The 19,794-nt window shown below is 56.5% G+C and carries 17 protein-coding genes; 2 read left to right on the top strand and 15 right to left on the bottom strand.

Going from position 1 to position 19,794, the window contains the following annotated elements; translation table 11 throughout:
* Positions 1–14: 14 nt before the first annotated feature.
* Positions 15–1,073 carry a hypothetical protein gene (locus RGB73_RS07820; RefSeq protein ID WP_310770663.1) on the top strand — a complete coding sequence of 353 codons (1,059 nt, stop codon included), beginning with the start codon at positions 15–17 and terminating at the stop codon, positions 1,071–1,073.
* Between the two features lie 46 nt (positions 1,074–1,119).
* Here RGB73_RS07820 and RGB73_RS07815 read toward each other — a convergent pair whose 3' ends face one another.
* From RGB73_RS07815 to RGB73_RS07750, 14 genes are all read right to left on the bottom strand, one after another.
* Complete coding sequence (locus tag RGB73_RS07815) at positions 1,120–1,644, bottom strand: hypothetical protein (protein ID WP_310770661.1); 525 nt, start codon at positions 1,642–1,644, stop codon at positions 1,120–1,122.
* A gap of 72 nt (positions 1,645–1,716) precedes the next feature.
* Positions 1,717–3,405 (bottom strand): hypothetical protein, encoded by a 1,689-nt coding sequence (locus RGB73_RS07810; RefSeq protein WP_310770659.1) that lies wholly within the window; start codon positions 3,403–3,405, stop codon positions 1,717–1,719.
* Positions 3,402–4,331: a hypothetical protein gene (locus tag RGB73_RS07805; RefSeq protein WP_310770657.1), complete on the bottom strand. Its 930-nt coding sequence runs from the start codon at positions 4,329–4,331 to the stop codon at positions 3,402–3,404. The genes RGB73_RS07810 and RGB73_RS07805 overlap by 4 nt, the downstream gene beginning before the upstream one ends.
* Positions 4,325–5,416 (bottom strand): bifunctional UDP-N-acetylglucosamine diphosphorylase/glucosamine-1-phosphate N-acetyltransferase GlmU, encoded by a 1,092-nt coding sequence (glmU, locus tag RGB73_RS07800; protein WP_310770656.1) that lies wholly within the window; start codon positions 5,414–5,416, stop codon positions 4,325–4,327. The genes RGB73_RS07805 and glmU overlap by 7 nt, the downstream gene beginning before the upstream one ends.
* Entirely contained in the window at positions 5,413–5,619 is a 207-nt protein-coding gene (locus RGB73_RS07795) for a hypothetical protein (protein ID WP_310770654.1), read from the bottom strand. The genes glmU and RGB73_RS07795 overlap by 4 nt, the downstream gene beginning before the upstream one ends.
* A gap of 50 nt (positions 5,620–5,669) precedes the next feature.
* Positions 5,670–7,502, bottom strand: coding sequence for a glutamine--fructose-6-phosphate transaminase (isomerizing) (gene glmS, locus RGB73_RS07790; RefSeq protein ID WP_310770653.1), 1,833 nt, complete (start codon positions 7,500–7,502; stop codon positions 5,670–5,672).
* A gap of 46 nt (positions 7,503–7,548) precedes the next feature.
* Entirely contained in the window at positions 7,549–8,910 is a 1,362-nt protein-coding gene (locus RGB73_RS07785; RefSeq protein ID WP_310770651.1) for a nucleotide sugar dehydrogenase, read from the bottom strand.
* A gap of 41 nt (positions 8,911–8,951) precedes the next feature.
* Positions 8,952–9,722, bottom strand: a complete 771-nt coding sequence (locus tag RGB73_RS07780; RefSeq protein WP_310770649.1) for a response regulator transcription factor — start codon at positions 9,720–9,722, stop codon at positions 8,952–8,954.
* Positions 9,719–11,161: a glycosyltransferase family 2 protein gene (locus RGB73_RS07775; RefSeq protein WP_310770647.1), complete on the bottom strand. Its 1,443-nt coding sequence runs from the start codon at positions 11,159–11,161 to the stop codon at positions 9,719–9,721. The genes RGB73_RS07780 and RGB73_RS07775 overlap by 4 nt, the downstream gene beginning before the upstream one ends.
* Before the next feature lie 27 nt (positions 11,162–11,188).
* Positions 11,189–12,355 carry a HEAT repeat domain-containing protein gene (locus RGB73_RS07770; protein WP_310770645.1) on the bottom strand — a complete coding sequence of 389 codons (1,167 nt, stop codon included), beginning with the start codon at positions 12,353–12,355 and terminating at the stop codon, positions 11,189–11,191.
* Between the two features lie 31 nt (positions 12,356–12,386).
* Positions 12,387–14,561 (bottom strand): hypothetical protein, encoded by a 2,175-nt coding sequence (locus RGB73_RS07765; RefSeq protein ID WP_396136205.1) that lies wholly within the window; start codon positions 14,559–14,561, stop codon positions 12,387–12,389.
* A 483-nt stretch (positions 14,562–15,044) separates the two neighbouring features.
* Positions 15,045–15,599 carry a peroxiredoxin gene (locus RGB73_RS07760; protein WP_310770639.1) on the bottom strand — a complete coding sequence of 185 codons (555 nt, stop codon included), beginning with the start codon at positions 15,597–15,599 and terminating at the stop codon, positions 15,045–15,047.
* Positions 15,600–15,659: 60 nt separating this feature from the next.
* Positions 15,660–15,908 (bottom strand): glutaredoxin family protein, encoded by a 249-nt coding sequence (locus RGB73_RS07755; protein ID WP_310770636.1) that lies wholly within the window; start codon positions 15,906–15,908, stop codon positions 15,660–15,662.
* 28 nt (positions 15,909–15,936) lie between these two features.
* The gene (locus RGB73_RS07750; protein WP_310770634.1) at positions 15,937–16,860 is read right to left on the bottom strand and encodes an NAD(P)/FAD-dependent oxidoreductase; all 924 of its coding nucleotides are present in this window, start codon (positions 16,858–16,860) and stop codon (positions 15,937–15,939) included.
* A gap of 346 nt (positions 16,861–17,206) precedes the next feature.
* Here RGB73_RS07750 and nhaC point away from each other — a divergent pair, with 346 nt between their 5' ends.
* Entirely contained in the window at positions 17,207–18,559 is a 1,353-nt protein-coding gene (gene nhaC, locus RGB73_RS07745) for a Na+/H+ antiporter NhaC (protein ID WP_396136204.1), read from the top strand.
* Here the strand turns inward: nhaC and RGB73_RS07740 are convergent.
* Entirely contained in the window at positions 18,556–19,770 is a 1,215-nt protein-coding gene (locus RGB73_RS07740; RefSeq protein WP_310770630.1) for a sensor domain-containing diguanylate cyclase, read from the bottom strand. The two genes, nhaC and RGB73_RS07740, sit on opposite strands and share 4 nt — an antisense overlap.
* Between the last annotated feature and the right edge of the window lie 24 nt (positions 19,771–19,794).

Below are 19,794 nucleotides of genomic sequence, written 5' to 3'. Positions count from 1 at the left end.
GAGGTGGTCTTCAGATGACCTACAACAATATCATGCAATCACAATTTCAACCACAAATGTCCGGCGCCTTTGGACAAGCCGGCGCTATTTTTCAGCCAGGGTTTGCAGGTACCAACGCTCAGGAAGTACAGCAATTGAACCATGGCGGCCAAGCAACACAAGCTACATACGGCTCTTTCGGCGGCGGGTTCGGCGGCGCTCAGGCGGTATTCCAGCCAGGATTTGCGGGCACCAATGTGCAAGAAGTAAGACAGCTCAACTCCGGTTTCGCATCGCCGCAGCAGTTCGGATCCCAGCAGTCCAATCTCAACAGCTTCCAGCAATACCAGCCTTTTGGCTACACGTCCGCCCAATCGACGTATCAGCCTGCCTTTGGTGCTTCTGCATCCTCGGTCTTCTCTCCAGGTTTCGCCGGAACCAATGTTCAGGAAGTGCAAGCCCGCAATCAAGCAGGGTACACCGGGCAATCCGGCTTTGCCGGTAACGCGGGATTCTCCGCTCAGCAAGGCGGCAGCATCTTCTCCCCAGGTTTCGCCGGAACCAATGTTCAGGAAGTGCAAGCCCGCAATCAAGCAGGATACACCGGACTATCCGGCTTTGCCGGTAACGCAGGATTCTCCGCTCAGCAAGGCGGCAGCATCTTCTCCCCGGGCTTCGCTGGCACCAACACGCAGGAAGTTCGCCAGCTCAACCAAGGTTCCGCATCCGCCGGAATCACAGGCGCCGAGTTCGGCTTGCAACAACAAGCACAGCAATCCTTCCAAAACTTCGGAGGCGGTTTCGGGGGTGGCGCTCAATCCATGTTCTCCCCAGGCTTCGCCGGCACCAACACGCAAGAAGTTCGCCAGCTCAACCAAGGTTCCGCATCCGCCGGAATCACAGGCGCCGAGTTCGGCTTGCAACAACAGCAACAACAAGCACAGCAGTCCTTCCAAAACTTCGGAGGCGGTTTCGGGGGTAGCGCTCAATCCATGTTCTCCCCAGGCTTCGCCGGCACCAACGCTCAAGAAGTTCGCAGCTTGAACCATGGCGGTGCTGCCAATACCGGCGCGATCTTCCCTGGAATTCTGTAAACCCCAAAAAAAGCGTGGCTGTCTACCTTCGACAGCCACGCTTTTTTCATTCGACTTCGTTCCTCGCCCGCTGGATCGCCTCGTATAAATCGTGCAGCGCCTGAAGGCTGTACTCATCCACCGTAAACGCTATTCCCGCAAACCAGTATTCATCCTGTTGAACACAGGGCCAATCCGGTCCGCCATGTGCTAGCTGCGCCTCGACGCAGGCCTCCGTCTTGTCGAGCTGTTCGCGCACGCCGAGATGCCGCTCCAGCTCGGGACGAAACCTCTCCAGCACGGCGGCCTGCCTGCCATCCTGGCTCGCCAGCCTCACCAGTGCCTGCTCGATCTTCAGCCAGCAGGTCACGTAAAAGTGGAATTCCAAGAACAGCGTGTGCAGCGCACGCTTAAGCGCTGCATCGTCTCCGCCCGCACGGCACTCCTGGCGGGCGGCCGCCGCTTCTGCCTTTTTCGCCTGAATCAGATCGTAATGACTGACAGCGCCCCGGTAAAACTTGCGCACGATATTATGCAACATCTCAGGCGTGCGCGGTGGCAGCCCGTTGGGTGCGCTCTGTACATCCCGCATGCTGTTCGCCTCTTTCCTTGCACTCGTTTTCTTCTATTGTACAGGAAACCGGGGCGCATGCGGGAATGTCGCTTACTCTTTTCCGTTCTTCCAATATTCGTAAGCATGGATCGCCTGTCCCATGTAGGAGGAATAGCCCTTCAGAAGCTCCGTCACCTGTTTGAGCTGGCGATTCATCTCGCCCATGCCTTCTTCATAAAAGCTGACGAACTTCCCTTCATGGCTTTCTTTTGTCTCTACGGCGACGACCAGCTTTTTCCCGATGCTGTCGGCGTATTTCAACTGGTTTTCCACAAGTCCGACGATGCTGTCGGCATGATCGCGAAACGCCATCAGCGTCGTGTGGTCCAGCCGTTCAATCATCCAGTGGGAAATGGGCGTGTCCGGCTGTCCCGGCGTAGGCGTGTTGTCCAGCCAAGCAGCCATATCGATGCTCGCTTCCAGACCGCCTGCCTTCGCCTCGGAGATAAACGCCTGCATATTTCCCATCCATTGGCGCAGCACGCTCTCCCGGTTTTCCCTCCACTGCGGCATGACATACGGCTCGATGTCCAGGTGCACGCCGCGGAACTTCTCGGCTGCCGCGGCCTCTTCGTTGTACGCTTTCACCCAATCGACCAAAGCCAGAATCTTGCCTTTGCTGGGGGCGAGCGCCCAAACCGGATGGCCTCCCATCGCATGGACCTCGATGCCCTCCCCCTGCGCCTTCCTGACAAAATCCCGGTACATGGAAAACGGCCTCTCGCGGTCGATTCGCACGTACAGCAGGTTGACTCCGTTCTCGCGGGCGAATGACAGAATTTCGTCTCCTTCCGTCTCCAGGGTCTCGGCACGCCAGATGTAGGTGCCGCGATAGAGCGTGGCGGGCTCGGGTTTTTCCGGCAGCACTTGCACCCCCTCCTTCCAGCGACGATAGTCGTGAACCGCTTGACCCGCATAGGACGGGTGCTGCGCCAGGCGGTCAGGCAATTGCTGCAGCACCCGGTTCATCTCATCGACGCCCTCTTCTGCGAAGGAAGCGTGGTCGTCGCCGAGCTCTTTCAAATTGACAGCGATCAGTACTCTTCGCTCCAGCTCATCCGCCTGCTCCATTTCCTGCTCGACCAGTGCCAGGAGCCCGTTCGGACCGTCCAGCTTGTCGCGGTACGCCATGATGCAGATCGTATCGAAGCGTGACATGAGCCATTTGGAAAGCGGCACGGAGGGATCGCCTGGCGTCGGAATATCATCCAGCCAAAATGGCATCGCGAGGCTGGAATGGAGCTGGCCATCCTTTTGCAGCTCCGCTGTGAACACCTTGATGTTCGATTGCCACTCCCGAATGACCCTCTCCCGCTCCGTCTCCCATTGCGGCAGCAGATAAGGCTCGATGTCCAACTGGATGCCCTTGAATCTTTCCCCAGCCGACGTAACAGCTTCGTTGTACTTTTTTACCCATTGCACGATCTTTAGCATCCGCTGCTGATTGCTTGCCAGAGCCCAAGCCGGATGGCCGGCCACAGCATGCACCTCGATGCCCTGGGCGGCCGCGTCCCGAATGAAAGAGCGGTAGTAGTCGTAAGGCTTGTTCATATCGACGCGCAAGTAAATCAGCGTGATCTCGCTTTGCTTGCAGAAATCCAGAACGTGCTGCTTGTCCTCCCCGATCGTCTCGGACTGCCAAATCCATGTGGCTTTACTCTTTTTTTCCGCTGGGGAAAAGCCGAACAGAAAACCGAGCGTGAGGCAGAGCACACTAAGGTAGATTGGCGCGGCTTTCATCTTCGTTGCTCCTCTCGCCTGCTCGCATGAAACCAGCTTTCATAATCGTGGACGGCGCTGCCTGCAAAAGAAGGGCGGTCGCCCAGCTCCTCCTGCAAGATCGCCAGCTCGCTCTCCATCTCTTGCGTCCCCATCTGATGAAAGCTGACGTTTTCGCCCTCCTGGGATTCCAGTATGTTGACGCCCACCACCACCGAACCCTTCCCCAGCGTATCGGCATCAGCCACAATCTTTTGCACGATGTCGACAATGCCATTCGGTCCTTGTGCGTGATTCCGGTAGGCCATCAGCGTGATGCTGTCCAGCCTCTCCAGCATCCAGTTGCTCAGCTTTTCCGAACCGTCCGGAACGGTGACGGAATCGATCCAGAAAGGAAGATCGGCGCTGACCGACAGGGCGGAGTCCTTTTTCGTTTCCGCCACCAGATAGACGATATTTCTCATCCATTCGGAAGCGACGTCCTTCTGGTTTTCCTTCCATTCCTGTAAGAGATAGGGCTCGATGTCCACATGAATTCCGGAAAATCGCTCGTCCGCTCCCGCAGTCCGGTTGTACGCCTTTACCCAGGCAACCAGCTCGCCGATGCTCTCCCGGTTCGCAGCCAAGGCCCAGCCCGGGTCGCCGCCCAACGCCTCGACCCGTACGGAAGCGCGGCTCGCCGCCTGAATAAAGGACCGATACTGCTGCGGAGATACGCGGGTGGGCTCGATGTGCAGGTAAATCAGATTGATGTCGTTTTGCCTTGCGAAGCTGACAATTTCCTCCGCTTGCGAGGATATGAGACGGGCATCCCAAATCCAGGTCGCCCGAACCGGGGACGGCCGATTGCCGAGCAAGAGCAGCACGACGATCGTGACGCAGACGGCACCCGCCAGCCAGCCCCATATCGGGTGAAAGCCGGACCGGGCCCACCGCAAAGTCAGCATCGTCCTCCCGTCAGCGCCGCATCCGGCGACAGCGTGTCGCCGAGCCACTGACGCGAGACAGCCTGCGGACTGGTCTGGTCCCCTTCTCCGCCTATGTAGGCGTAAGGACCGACGATTGCCCCCTCGGGGATCCTGCTCCCGACGACGGTCGACGAGCTCACCTGCACTCGGTTTTCGATCACGCTGCCGAGTACATGGGCGTGAGGACCGATCGCGCACCCTTCCCCGATCCGGGTATGTCCGCTCAAATAGGAGCCCGGATAAATCACCGTATCGGTGCCGATCGCGACGTCCGCATCTATATAGGTAGAAGCCGGATCAATGATCGTCACGCCGTTCTTCATGTGGCGCTCATTGATTCGTTTCCGCATTTTTTGTTCGAGCTGCGCGAGCTGGATGCGGTCGTTCACTCCCGCGCCTTCGTCCGGATTGTCCGCGGCGTAGGCGCTAATCAGGCAGCCTTGTTCCTGAAGGATCGCCAGGACGTCCGGCAGGTAGTACTCCCCTTGGGCATTTTCATTGGAAACGAGCGGAATGGCTTCAAACAGCTTGCGGTTGTCGAAGCAGAAAATGCCTGTGCTGATTTCGCACACCTTCTTCTGTCCCAGCGTCGCATCCTTCTCCTCCACGATCCGTCTGACGTTGCCGTTCTCGTCGCGGACAATCCGCCCGTAGCCCGTCGGGTCATCCACGATTGCGGTCAGTACGGTCGCGGCCGCCTCCCGCTCCCGGTGATAGGCCAGCAGCTGGCGAAGCGTTTCCCCTTGCACCAGCGGCGTATCGCCGTTCAGAACCAGCGTGACACCTTCCCTGTCACCCAAGACGTCCTGGCACATCCAGACGGCATGGGCGGTTCCCAACTGCTCGTCCTGCCTGGCGTAGCGGACGCGGTCGCCCAGCTTGAGCGTGACGGCTTCGGCGCCATGGCCGACCACCACGAACAGCTGATGCGGCGACAGCTCTTCCACCGCGTCTACAACGTGTTCGATCATTGTCTTGCCGCAAACGGGATGCATGACCTTGTACAGTCTGGATTTCATTCGCGTCCCTTTTCCGGCGGCCAGTATTACCGCATAGATATTCATCCAATTCCCTCCGTCCCGTCCAGCTCGGCCCGCCTGTACGGCCGATGCTGGAATTCATGTTCGAAGTAAGGCTTCAATTCGTAAGTCAACGTGTCAATCATCATTCCCAAGTCGATGTCCTTCCTCTGCACGCCCAGCTGATAGGCCTGGAGCATGATCTCCAGCAAAATTTCCTGATTCAACTCTCGCTTCGAGGCGTTCATGTCCTCATCCTCCCTGTTTCGATCTTCTTAGTGAGTAAGGACGAGCATCGCTACTCGACTGTTACACTTTTCGCCAGATTGCGGGGACGATCCACGTCATTCCCCAACGCTACCGAAGTGTAATAAGCGATCAGCTGCAGCGGAATGACGCTCAAAATCGGGGTCAAAAGCGAATGGGTGCTCGGGATCAGGCATACTTCGTCGACCGAGCGGTGCAGCTCCACGTTGTCCTCGAGGGCGATGCCGAGAACGACCGCTCCCCTCGCCTTCACCTCTGTGATGTTGCTGACCATTTTCTCGTGCAGCTGCTCCTGGGTGGACAGCGCAATGACCCGCGTCCCCTCTTCGATGAGCGCAAGCGTGCCGTGCTTGAGCTCCCCGGCAGCATACGCCTCGGAATGGATGTAGGAGATTTCCTTTAGCTTCAGCGAACCTTCCAGCGCGACGGCGTAGTCAAGGCCGCGTCCGATGAAGAACAGATGCCCCTCGTCCTGAATAGAGCGGGCGAATGCGTGAATCTCTTCGGCATGAGCCAGAATCGCTTCGACCTGCTCCGGCAGCTTGCGCAGGTCTGCGATCAAGGCAGCTCTCTCCTGCGAGGAAACCGTCTCCCTTCCCTCTGCCAAATACAGCCCCAGCAGATAAAAGGCAACGAGCTGGGACGTGTATGCCTTGGTGGAGGCGACGGCGATTTCCGGGCCCGCATTCGTCGTGAGCAAGTGGTCGGCCTCCCGGGCGATGGAGCTGCCCACGACATTCGTAATGGCCAGGACAGCCGAGCCATGGCGCTTGGCTTCGCGCAGGGCCGCCAGCGTATCGGCCGTTTCGCCGGACTGGCTGACGACGATGGTGAGCGTCTTTCCTTTGAAAAGGGGACGACGGTAGCGAAACTCCGAAGCCACGTCGATTTCCACGGGGATGTGGGCCAGGCTTTCAATCACGTGCTTGCCGATCAACCCTGCATGGTAGGCTGTCCCGCATGCCACGATGTAAATTTTGTCGATCCCCCGCACATCTTCGGGCGTCAGCTTTAGATCGGACAACAGAATGTGCTCTCCCGCTTCGTCGATCCGTCCGGTCATCGTGCTTTGCAAAGCACGCGGCTGCTCGTAAATTTCTTTCAGCATGTAGTGGTCGAAGCCGTCCTTTTCCGCTTGCTCTTTGTCCCACTCGATCCGCATCAGGTCGCGCTCGATCTGCTGATTCGTCCGGATGTCCAGAACGGTGACCGAATCTTTCGTCAAAACGGCCAGATCGCCATCTTCCAGGACGTAGACATCGCGTGTATGCTCCAGGACAGCCGGAATGTCGGATCCAATGAAATTTTCACCTTTTCCCACTCCGACGATCAGCGGGCTGGCGAGCCGGACGGCAATCAGCTTGTCCGGTTCGTATTCCGTCATGACGCCCAGGGCGTACGCCCCGCGAATCTTGCGGGTGACGCGCTGGACAGCCGACACGATATCACCGTCGTACTCTTCCGCCAGCAGATGGACGATGACTTCGGTGTCTGTTTGCGAGGTAAATACGACTCCTCGCTCTTCCAGGGCTTGCCTCAGCTCCAGGTAATTTTCGATGATGCCATTGTGCACGACCACAAATTTACCCGACTGATCATTGTGGGGATGAGAGTTTTCATCCGACGGACGCCCGTGGGTCGCCCAGCGCGTATGGCCGATGCCGACCGCTCCCGGCAGGCTGGTGGTCTCTGCTTGCCGCTCCAATACGTCTATGCGCCCCTTCGCCTTGCAAATGGCGATCGATGATCCGTCGCACACCGCGATCCCGGCCGAATCGTAGCCGCGGTATTCCAGCTTGCGAAGTCCGTCGATCAGAATAGACTTGGCTTCCTTGTTTCCGATATATCCCATAATTCCACACATGTACGAAGTCCTCCCTTGCTCAGTCGATCGAATGAACAGCCAGCCCTTACGCGAGCAGGCTGACCATTTCCTTTTCCTGGGGAATCGCGACCGGATTGCCGAGCTTGTAGATGTTCTTGCTCACGATGCCGTCAAAGGCGTTGCGCGTGTCAATGATCGCCACGCCCAGCTCTGCCAGCTGCTGATAGTCGAAGCAGCGGTGATTGGTGACCAGCACCATGCAGTCATAGTCTTTGAACGCTTCCAGGTCGCCCGCGATGGAATGCACCACACGCCCTTCTTTGTCCACAAAGCTTTGCGCATACGGATCGTAGTAGTCGACCTTGGCGCCGCTTTTGGCGAACAGCTCGTAAATTTCCAGTCCGGGGGATTCCCGCAGGTCGTCCACGTCTGGCTTGTAGGCCATGCCCAGGATCAGGATGCGCGAGCTGTTGATCGCTTTGGCGTAGATGTTGAGCACCTGGCCGGTCTTGTTCAGGACGTAATCAGGCATATTGTCGTTGATCGATTGGGCGATCTCGATGAATTGGCTGTGGAAGCGGTAGCCTTTGGCCTTCCACGACAGGTACATCGGATCCAGCGGAATGCAATGCCCGCCGATTCCCGGCCCCGGATAGAACGGCATGAAGCCGAACGGCTTGGTAGAGGCGGCCTTGATGACTTCCCATACGTTGATGCCCATTCTGTCGCACATCATCGCCATTTCGTTCATAAAGGCGATGTTGACGCTGCGAAACGTGTTTTCCAATAGCTTGGACATCTCCGCCACTTTCGGCGATGTGACCGGTACGACTGTTTTGACCAGGTTGCCGTACAAGAGCGAGCCCAGCTCCAGGCATTTTTCCGTCGTACCGCCGATGACTTTCGGCGTGTTGTAGGTGGTGTACAGCCGGTTGCCCGGGTCCACGCGCTCTGGAGAATAGCAGAGAAAGAAGTCTACCCCCGCCTCATAGCCGAGCTTTTCGAATTCCTGCTGGATCAATTCCTCTGTCGTGCCGGGATACGTAGTGCTCTCCAGCGTGATCAGCAGCCCTTGGCGCATGTGCGTCTTGATTTGCTCGACGACGTGAATGATGTAGGACGTATCGGGATCCTGATTGGGGCTGAGCGGAGTGGGAACGCAAATGCTGATCGCGTCCAGCTCGGCGAGCACGTTGTAATCCGTCGTGGGGAAAAAGCGCCCGCTCTCCATGCAGCCCCGGATCGTCTCGTGGGAAATATCCTGGATGTGAGAGATGCCCGCCTTGAGATTTTCAACCTTGCCCGCATGCAAGTCGATCCCGATCACCGTGTACCCGGCTTTCAGTGTTTCCACCGCGAGCGGAAGGCCGACATAGCCCAATCCGATAATGCCGACCTTCGCTGTTTTCAGTTGAATGCTTTGTTTGAGTTCCTCGTATCTTCCCATCGTTCGTTCCACTCCTTTTTTTCTATCGCCTCGATCAACTGTCAGGAAATCAGGCGTTTGACCCTGGCTTCGAGCTCCACCGGGGAAAACGGCTTGGTAATGTAGTCGGACGCCCCCAGCGCGAATGATTTTTGAACGTCCTCCTCCAGGCGTTTGTCAGTCAGCACGACGATCTTGCTGTAACGCTCACTCCCTGCGTGCTTGATTCGCTCCATCAGCTGGTAGCCGTTGATCACGGGCAGATTCAAGTCCGTAATGACCAGGTCCGGCCCTACCTCCTGATACTTTTGCACGCCTTCCATTCCGTCGCTCGCGACGATGACGCGGTATCCTTTCCTTTGGAGGTATATGCTCAAAAACTCGTTGACGGTTTCGTCCGGGTTGACGAGCAGGATGCTCGCCTGTTCACGCTCCCGATCATAAATGTGGATCTCCCCCAGCCTTTCCAGTTGCCGGATGTCCTGAGTCATCTTCATGAGGGTCTGGCCTGTGTCTCGTGCGCCGTCGGGAAAGCTGGCGATCAGCAGGCTGCCGGACAGGAGCCTGCGGTCGAGCAGGTACTCTTTGACCAAAAGGGCGTGAAAATGGGTATCGCCCAGCTTTTGCTGCTCCAAAAGCACTCCTACGATGCCCGTCCCGTCGAATGCGTAGTGGGTTGTTATTGCAGGGGCTGACTGCTCAAAATGTTTCCGCATCGCTTCCAGCTCTTCTTTCGAGAAATTGCTGCAAGCTGCCAAAATAACCCCACACGACGTTCGATTCGCTTCAAGCTGGCTCAATCGCTGTTGAAAAGCTGCTCTGAGATTACTCATCCTCTTGCCTCCAAACTCGAAATATTTTTGCTGCCTTCCGCTTGCCAGCTCTTGCGGGTCATCGTGCCCCACGAGTTGTTCTTGCGCAAGTATTCAATGTGTCCGAGGAATCTCCAGATGACACCGAGCTGGCGATAGCCGAAAAACATCAGAATGGTATAGAAAAGCATTTTGACGATATCCCGAATGCGGGGATAGCGCCGAAACGCGATTTCCTCCAGCAGCAGCGCGCCGACTCCCAGCAGCACGCCGTAGATCACATTGAGCAGTCCGTACAACAGGAGCACCTGGGAGTTGGTCATGTCCAGGAGCGTGTAGCCGATCAAAGCCAGGAGTCCTGTGATCCGGAAGTACGGGTTGAGCGTTTCAAACAAGATATTGAAAGGCAAAGTAAGCATCCCGAATAACTTGTATTTGGGTCGCAGCACCATATGCTTTCCGTACTCGATCATGTTTTTCAAATTGCCGCGCCCCCATCTGCGCCGCTGACTGCCCAGGATCTTGAACGTGTCCGGGGCTTGCGTCCAGCAGACCGCGTCCGGGCAGAAGGCGACGCGATAAGGGAGTTTGTTTTCCAGCATGTACTTGTGCAGCTTGATAATGATGTTCATGTCCTCGCCGGGGTAGCCTTCCCGGTACCCGCCGACCTTGATCACGTAGTCTTTGCGGAAAACTCCGAAGGCTCCCGACACGATGATCAGTCCGTTGATCGCAGCCCAGCCGATCCTTCCTCCCAAAAACGCCTTGAGGTATTCGACCGACTGCATCATCGGCAAAAACTTGTCGGGCAGCCGAATGTTCCGGACCACTCCGTCTTCGATCTTGCAGCCGTTTGCGATCCGGATGTCACCGCCGATGGCTACCGTCTCATCCGGATTTTCCATATAGACCTTGGCGATCCGGATCAGAGCGTCTTTTTCCAGCAGCGAATCGGCATCGATAGAAGCGATCAGCGGATAGTGCGACACATTGATGCCGGCGTTGAGCGAGTCCGCCTTCCCGCCGTTTTCCTTGTCGATCAGATACAGGTTCGGAAACGCCGGATTGTGGTAGATCCCCCGAATTTCCGATGTCTGCAAGAGCGGCTGGACAGGCGTGTAAGTCGATGCTTCCAGCTCGAATTCGCGGATGAGCACCTGCAGCGTCTCGTCTTTGGAGCCATCGTTGACCACGATTACCTCGTAGCGGGGGTAGTTCAGCGAGAGCAGCGACCTGACGTTTTCGATGATGGTCAGCTCCTCGTTGTACGCCGGCACCAGGATGGATATGGGCGGAACGTGCTTCGAGCCTGACAGCGCCTGGAATCTGGAATAGACGGAGCTCTTCAGGATCCCGATGATGTTCTTGAAGGAGAACATCATGATGATGAAGTACAACGAATTGATCGCAATCACATAGTAGACCGCGAATATTCCGTAATAGAGCAAAAAGTCTCTCATAGCTTCCTCCCCTCCCTGTATTCATGATCATGCCTGCGCAGTCGAAATGGTCCTTTTGCGCGAATTCTGGTAGAGATACAGCTTTTGATTGTACGGCGATGGATTGGTCGGATCGGCCGACTGCAGTCTGCCCTTTTCCAGCTCCTCCAGCACGATCTGCTGGGCCATTTGCACAGCTCTGCCGAGGCCACCCTCCTGCAGAATCTCGCAAAGTGCCTGGAAGCCTTCGACGTCGAGCTGCGCCAGGCTGCGAGCGCTGTGATGGCTGACCCACCAGTTGTCGTCGCCCACCGCCTTTTTCAGCAGCGGAATGCTGGACGAAAGTCCGAGCGTTCCTGCTGCCTTGGCTACTGCTGCCCGAATCTCCCAATCGGGGTGCGCCATGAATTCGCGCACCCTCTTTTCCGTCAGCTGGCGAGCGTCGCTGCACAGCAGCTTGACGGCCTTGATCCGCACTTCCTTGTCCGCAGAACGCACGAGCTTGTCAAGCCGCTCGCCCACGCCGGCAGGATTGCTTTGTGCAAGGCCGATCAGCCCGATCTTGACCAGGTCGTGATCCGCGTCCTGCAAAAAGGAAGCGTATAGCGGCTGCAGTTCTACTTCTGATTCGCTGAGAATGTCGACGATTAACTGGTGGAAGTTTTTGCGATGGCGAACCAGCTCCCGGACCATGCCTGCCAGATCCTCCGCGTCACGCGCGCACTTGGCCACTGCCCGGGCGACGATGAACAGGCTGGGATCGTATCCTAGCTTCCCCAGCAGCCCCAGTAATTCTGGCACCGCACGCGAGGAGCGCATCGCCCCGAGGTTGTAGGCCGCGTCGACTCTCGTCCACTTCCAGCCGCCGTTCAACCGCTTGAGGTCGAGATCGACAAGCCCCATATCCTCGCACAACCTCTCGAGCTTTTGCCGATGGATGCCTGTAAATCGTTCCATCAATTCAAACAGCTTTTTTTGGATGATCTGCTTCTCGCGCTGCGTCACATCGCCAGGGGGAAGCCGCAGTTGCTCCTCGTCCTCCCCGTGTGCCTGCAGGTAGAAGAAATAGTCCCGGTACTTTTCTAGGCAGCGTTTCGCTTGTTTTTCCGCGGCGATATTCCTCAGCTTGAGCCCGAACAGGACGAGCAGGCCCAAAGCAGTCACTCCGCACAGCGCGTACAGAAACAAGATCGCCGCCGCAAGTGGTGTTTGCACTTCCTCTCACACTCCTTGACACGCTTCCCTGTCACTTCTGCAAAAGGGCCGGTCTGATTTCGCGATACGCTTTTTGCAAGATCGCGTAGCTCTGTTTCTTTCGTTCGTGGTAGCGGACTTCTTCCCATGGCTGCCACGTGTAGCGAGGGAGCTTCGTCACCGGATAAAGGGAGATTGCTTGGGCCAGGCTTTCCGGCTTTCCATCCGCCCGCTGTGCGATCCACGGCAGCAGCCGGATTCCTTGGGTCTTCACAGTCTGGAGCGTTTTCCCTTCTCCTGCATAGCCCATCACCGTGAGCGAGCTCGGATCGGTAAAGCCAAGCAGCATCCACGGGAGGCGCAGCTCCACGATGTTCCCTTTCGCTTGCCACGCCGCCAGCGAATCGTAGTCGGCGGACGCGGGGTCCGTCGTCCCCCTTGCGAGCTTGCCCACCGCCACTTCTTCCAGCGGGTGGTACTCTTTGCTGTCCGGCGGTTCCATCTCCAGCCCCACCGCGAGCTTCCACGGCTTGAAGACGCCGGAATCGTCACGCAGCTCCTCTTCCTTCACCGGCAGCATTCCGTACGCTTTTCCGTACAGCCGGGTGTGTGGGTCGTAGCCTGCTGCGATTCGTATTTCGCTTTCCTCGTCTTTTCCCAACGTCACAAGCGTCTCCAGCCCTTCGTCCAGCGTGACCTTCCCCAGCTCAGACGCGTGCCGGTTTCCGCCGGGGGTCGTATCCACGCCGAAGTTCAGCTTTTCTTTTTGCGGATCGAACGCGTGGTCGAGCTGCGCCATGATATAGACATAGCCTTCGTCATGCGCCATCCAGACCTCCTGAAACCCGGGTACGCCGAGATCGAGCCGCTTCTTTTCCTCGGCCGGGAGATTGTCCCAATCGGAACGATCCCCATCCATATTCAGCACGCCGTCCTTGTTCGGATACATTCCCAGCAGGCCGAACAGCGACTCGTTCGTCAGCACGTTGATCCACAGCGAGCGGCGGTCCTCCGGCAGCTCGAAGCGCATCGTGTTCCACGTTTTTTTGAACCACTCGTCCTGCCAGGCGAAGACAATCCCTCCGGCATAGCCTTCCTCGGCGATCTCGCGCATCAGCGCGGCGTCGATTTCCCCTTGCTCCTTTTCCGTGTGTCCCCCCTGGTCGCGCCCGAGGTTCCCGAGATGCGCCATCCCCCAGGAGGCGGGGACCCCGTATTCTGTCACCATGATCGGCATGTCTTTGTGGTAGGCTTTCAGCTGACGCAAATACGACTTGTACGTGTCGATTTCTCCTTCGTCGTTCTTCACCTGCTGCAGCGCGGGATCGAAGCGGAAGAAGTCCGGATAGTACGGGTACACATGATACGAAGCGAAGTATCCCGCATCCCACGATGCTGCGCGGATATGCGTGGGATCGACGCTGACCATGTCCTCCTGATAGATCGGCTCGCCCGGATGGGACAACGGGTCGGTCGTGACCCAGTTTGTGAACGTCATCGGATGCTGCCACCCGTGCTTGCCCTCCTCCTGAGCCACGGTGTCTACCATCTCGGCAAGCCATGCTTCGAATGCCGTCGCCTTGGCGGTCGTTTGAAAGTGCGTCCCCAGGTAGGACGCCGCTTTCGCATGCCGTTTATTGGTGTTTTCCACCATCACCGGATCCCATTCCGTCCCGGTATGCCATCCGAGCAAATACGGTCCTGCGTTTGCCCGGTACGTCCCGCTTGCCTTGCCTGACTTCTCGGGCAGTGTGATATCTCCGTATACCGCCCCTACGGCGTCCCGGATTTCCTGGCGAAATTCTTCCCGGATTTCCGGCAAGTACGCGTCTTTCTTTTCGATGAGCTGCTCTTCGGGGCTCCAGATCCCTTGCAGCAAATAGAGAGGGGACCCCGCGTTCTTGCGGTTGTATTCCACCAGCGCTTCGTAAAAAGCGGGCGGATGAATGGTATACACGCGGATGACGTTGGCCCCCATCTCATCGATCATGGCGAACCAGCGCAAGTAATCCTCTTTCGTAATTGGCAGCTCGCCGGGATAATGCCCGGGCAAAGATGCTCCCAGGTTTACCCCTTTCACGAAAAACGGCTGCCATTTCTGGTCTTGATACATTTCAATCCGGTCGCCCGCCGTGCGGAATTTCATTTGGTATCCGCTCGCCGTCTCCATGCTCTCTACGCGGCTGCTGTCCCAAAACCACCAGAGACAGCTGATTCCTGCGACCATTACTAGTGTGAGACTCGCCCATCTCACGCGACTGTTTTTTCTTGGTTTCAATTCACGTCAACCTCCGATTCGTCGCCAACCCCGTTTAGATCCAACCAGCAGGTCTCCCGTCCATGTCATTGTAAACATAGGGACGAAGGCCTTCCCATAGACTGAAATCACTATTATGGATTTGTGGCCATTGTAATCAAAATGTAATAATCTGCCGCAAAAGCACAAATTGTCCTACTTTTTTTGGTGGGAAGTCCTGCAACCCACCCTGACATCTGTCCCACCGATTTCGGAAAATGGGTCCAAGTGCGTGAGCCATTTTTTTGCTCTTCCCGATCGAAAATGGGAGGTTGCTACCAACTGGAAATCGTTATGTAAAGATTTGATTACCACTTTCGTAAACCACACCTAAACGACTTTCAGGAAACGCAAAAAAATCCGCTGCCTGATCCGGCAACGGATTTTTTCTTTTGTGCGTGATTTCCTAGTCCTTTACAAAGTCTTCATGCCAGGCTTCCAGTTCGCAGGGCACAGACCTCCAGCCTGCAATGCTTGCAGAACCCGTGATGTTTCGTCTACGCTGCGTCCTACGTTCATGTCCGTCACGACCTGGTAGCGAAGGATTCCCTCCGGATCGATGATGAACAAGCCGCGATAGGCTGCGCCCGTCTCTTCATCGAGAATGCCGTAAGCATGCGCCGTTTCCTTGTTGTAATCGCTCGCCAGCGGGAAGTTCACGGGACCTATGCCATTTTGCTCGCGAGGGGTATGGATCCAGGCGCGGTGCGTGTGCACGCTGTCTGTCGATACTCCGAGCACTTCGCAGTCCAGCTCGCGGAACTCCTCCACATGCTCGCTGAAGGAAGTGACCTCCGTCGGGCATACATAGGTGAAATCATTGGGCCAGAAAAACAGAATCAGCCATTTTCCCCGGTAATCGGCGAGGGTCACGCGCTCATCCAGCGTCTCGATGTTCTTTGTCGTCAGCATGGAAAAGTCGGGTGCGGGTTTGCCTACTTGCAGGTAGGTGTTTGGTTGAAGGCTCATGTACAGTCTCCTTTTCTTGGTGGTTGCTCTATGTTGGTTTCAGGAGTGTCGGATAAGCTCTTACTGCGCTGCTTCTTCCAGTGCAGCGAGCGCCTTTTTGATCCGGTTCGGGTTGAAGCCGAGAATTTGCTTTTCACCGATGAGCGTCAGCGGAACGGACATCACGCCAAGGCGGCTCAGCTCTTCGCCGTATGCGTCGTTTTCATCGATATTGCGCTCTTCGAAAGAGATATTCTGTTCCGTCAGGTATGTTTTCAGTTGCTTGCAAAATGCGCAGTTGGTGCTGGAGTATACGATTGCTTGTGCCATGAGAGGTTCTCTCCTTTTTAAGTTGGGATTATTTGTATTGGGGGACGATCTTGGACCGCTTATTGATGTAACGGTCTACGGCCATGGCCGCGATGGCTCCGTCTGCCGCAGCCACAACGGCTTGCTTGACGGGGGTCTTGCGTACCTCACCGGCGCCGAATACGCCGGGAACCGCAGACTGCATGTACTCGTCCAAAATCATGAAGCCTTCCTCATCAAGGGGAACTTGTCCATCCAGGAAGTCGGTCCCTGGCTTGCTGCCGGAGAGGAACACGAAGACGCCATCGACATCGAGCACTTCTTCCTCTCCCTCTGCTGTACGGATGCGAAGTCCTTCGACCGAATTTTTTCCGACGATCTCGAGCGGACGCGTGCGGAAAAGCATCTCTGTCTTCGGAAGCTCCGGAGTCTCATCCACGCCTTGCAGATCGGCCCGCGGAACGAGAAACGTAATGCGGTCGGCAAATTTGGTCAGCGCATGTGCTTCTTCCACCGCTTCCTCGGTGTCTCCGATGACTGCCACGTGCTTGCCTTCGTAAAAGGCGCCGTCGCATGTGGCGCAAGTGCTCACGCCGCGGCCGAGCAGCTGTTCTTCGCCCGGGAGCATGCGGTTGCGTCCTTTGGAGCCCGTAGCGACGATGACCGCTTTGGCCTCGAAGGTGCCATTTGCTGTAAAGATGCTTTTGACCTCATCTTCCACGTCAACCGCAGAGATGGTCGTCTGGATGAATTCAGCACCAAAGCTCTCCGCTTGTCTGCGCATTTTTTCGAGCAATTCTTTCCCCGAGAGCTCTCCCTCGACACCGGGATAGTTGGCGATTTTATGAGTCAAGGCAAGCGCACCTGTGCCTGGCGCCTTGTCGATGACGAGCGTCTTCAGATTTCCCCGCGCGGTATAAATGGCTGCAGATGCTCCTGCCGGCCCTCCGCCAATGATGATGACATCATACATGACAGCTCCCCCTTTCTCGCTATCTAATTAAAATTATTATCAACTAGGAACATTTCTCATTTTACTAGATCCCAATTAAAAGTCAATATCTTTTTGTAATGATTTTAAATAACTTGCATTTCTGTTGATTCTTCAATAGATAAGGAGGCAGAACAGGCCACGAGGAGTTGTGGGAAATTGCTTACTACTCCTTATTATTTTGCGATTCCAAATTCAGTCTATTTCATTGACGAATCAATCAGTTCGAGATAAAGTACCTCTATCTCACTTGAACGCACAAAAGCATAAAAGCACGAAAACGCCATTGCTCTTGTGGGTTGTACACATTCAGCAAGGAGTTGCCATGATGAACAAGTCTTTATCTTTTTCACAAAGTGTCTGGGTGCTGGTCGCTGTTTTCGCTATCCTGTTTCCCGCCCTTTTCTGGGGAAAAGTCGAGCCGCACATGCCGCTCCTGCTCGCTACCGTTGTCGCAGCCACGCTGCTGAGACTGTACGGCATTCCCTGGAAGCGGATGGAAGAAGGCATCGTCAAAGGCATCCAGTCCGCCATCGCCCCCATGCTCATCCTGTGCCTGATCGGGATTTTGATCGGCGTCTGGATGATGAGCGGGACGGTCCCTACCATTCTGCACCTGGGAATCTCCGTGATCCGTCCCGAGTATTTCACGGTCAGCGCCCTTTTTCTGACGATCATCGTCTCTACCGTAACAGGCAGTTCCTTTACGACCATCAGTACGGTCGGAGTCGCTTTGATGGGCGTCTCGACAGCGCTCGGACTCGACCCGCTGATGACGGCCGGGGCCATCATCTCCGGCGCCTGCTTTGGGGACAAGATGTCTCCGCTGTCCGATACGACCAACTTCGCGGCTGCAGTCGCCGGCATCCCCCTGATGACGCACGTCAAGTTCATGACGTTTACGGCCGTTCCAGCACTCGCCGTGACCGCTTTGTTCTTCGGACTACAGGGCCAGACCGTACAGGTGAATCTGGATGCCATTGAAGAGATCCGCCTGTCTTTGGAGCAGCATTTCCATCTGGGAGTCCTTACCTTGATTCCGGCCTTCGTCGTCCTCGTCTGTTCCGCCTTGCGCAAACCGATCTTGCCTACGCTCGTGTTCGGGATCGTCAGCGGAGTGCTGACGGCAGCTCTTGTCCAAGGCGTCCATTCGCCGACAGAGTGGATGAATGTCATGCAAAACGGCTTCGTCAGTGAAATCCCAAACGAAGCCGTAAAAGCGATTGTCGACCGCGGCGGTCTGCTGTCCATGACCTGGTCGCTCGCACTGATTCTCATCGCCCTGTCCCTTGGAGGATTGCTGCAGTCCTGCGGGGTGTTCCACGGCCTTTTTTCCGGCCTGATCCAGCGAATCAAGCGGGACGCCGCACTGGTGAGCCTCGCGGGCTCCTCCTCCATCCTGGTCAACGTCTTGACTGGCGAGCAGTACTTGTCGATCCTGCTTCCCGGCCAAATGTTCCGCGATGCTTTCGACGAACGGCGAATAGCCGGGCAGCGGCTGTCCCGGACCTTGGAAGACTGTGGCACGCTCGTGAATCCGCTCATTCCGTGGGGCGTCAGCGGCGCATTTTTCACCTCTGCCTTGCACGTGTCCACCATCGACTATTTGCCGTACGTCACCTACTTGTGGCTGTCGCCCGTCTTTACGTTTCTTTTCGCGTGGCGTCGCCAAAAAGCTTAAGCCGTCCCGTAGACGGTCGTACAATTTTTCCCCTTGCGCTTGGAGCGGTACAGCGCCTCGTCCGCTGCCCGCTTCAAGCCATCCGCTGTCGAAGCATCCCCCGGGTATCCGGCGATTCCGACGCTCACCGCCACAGGGATGTGGCAATCGTCCTGAACGAGCGGACGTTTCCGCAAATGCTCGCGAATCGCCCGTACCTTTTCCTCCGCTTCCTCCAGCGTAGCCCCCGGCGAGAGCAGCATGAACTCGTCCCCCGCATAGCGGTACACCGTATCATCGCCCGTCGCGCACGCTTTGAGCGCCTCCGCTATCCGCCTGATCAATTCATCTCCGGAATGGTGGCCGTACTGATCGTTCACCGCTTTCAGATTATCCGAATCGAGCATGATCAAAACGATGGGAGACCGTCCCTCGCTCATCAGCTTCTCCAGGTCATTGTGAAAGGCGCGGTAGTTGCAGATTCCCGTCAGCTCATCCTGAAACGACATCTGGTATACCCGCTTGTACAGCCGGGCAGTCTCAATCGCGCTGGCTACCTGAAACCCGATGATCTTGAGCAGCTCTTCATGTTCTTTTTTATAGGCAAATTCCCGATACGATTGGGCCGAGATGACGCCTTTCACCTGATTGCCCAGCATCAGCGGAACGAAGATACAGGTGTTCGTGTCGATCTCCGGGCTGCCCCACCGGATCATCTCCGGCTCGCTCGGCTCATCCCGCATCGTCCGAATGTGTATGGTCTGACGCGTATCGATCACGCGGGAAATCATGCCCTGCCCGTACGGTACGGTGATCGGTCCGTAATTGATCCCGCTGTCGATGCTGATCGGGATGCGGATTTCGCTGTCTCCCTCGTCATAAAAGGCGATGAAGAAGGCATCGGCACGCATGACCCGGGAAACGAGCTCGAACGCCTTCCACAGGATCTGGCTTTCTTCAAACGTCTTCGCGAAAATATGGCTCAGATCGTGCAAAATCTTCATATGCTCCGAAATCCACAGCATTTCCGTCACTTTCTCGTGAAGCTCTCCGATGCTCCTCATCACATTGCCATGAAGCGCGCTGTCTTCCTCGGACAGCATGGCCGAAAGCTCGCGTGCCACCCCGTCTATTTCCTGGCGATCCACTTGTTCGATACGGCTCAGCCATTGGCTGTATCGTTCCAGCAGCTGCCGCGCATATGCTTCTTTTACCGCGAAGTCTTCATCCATGTACACCCCTCCGGCCACCTCAGT

The organism is Brevibacillus brevis, from assembly GCF_031583145.1.
GTDB classification, from domain to species: domain Bacteria; phylum Bacillota; class Bacilli; order Brevibacillales; family Brevibacillaceae; genus Brevibacillus; species Brevibacillus brevis_E.
This window is presented reverse-complemented; position numbering and strand designations above follow the sequence as displayed.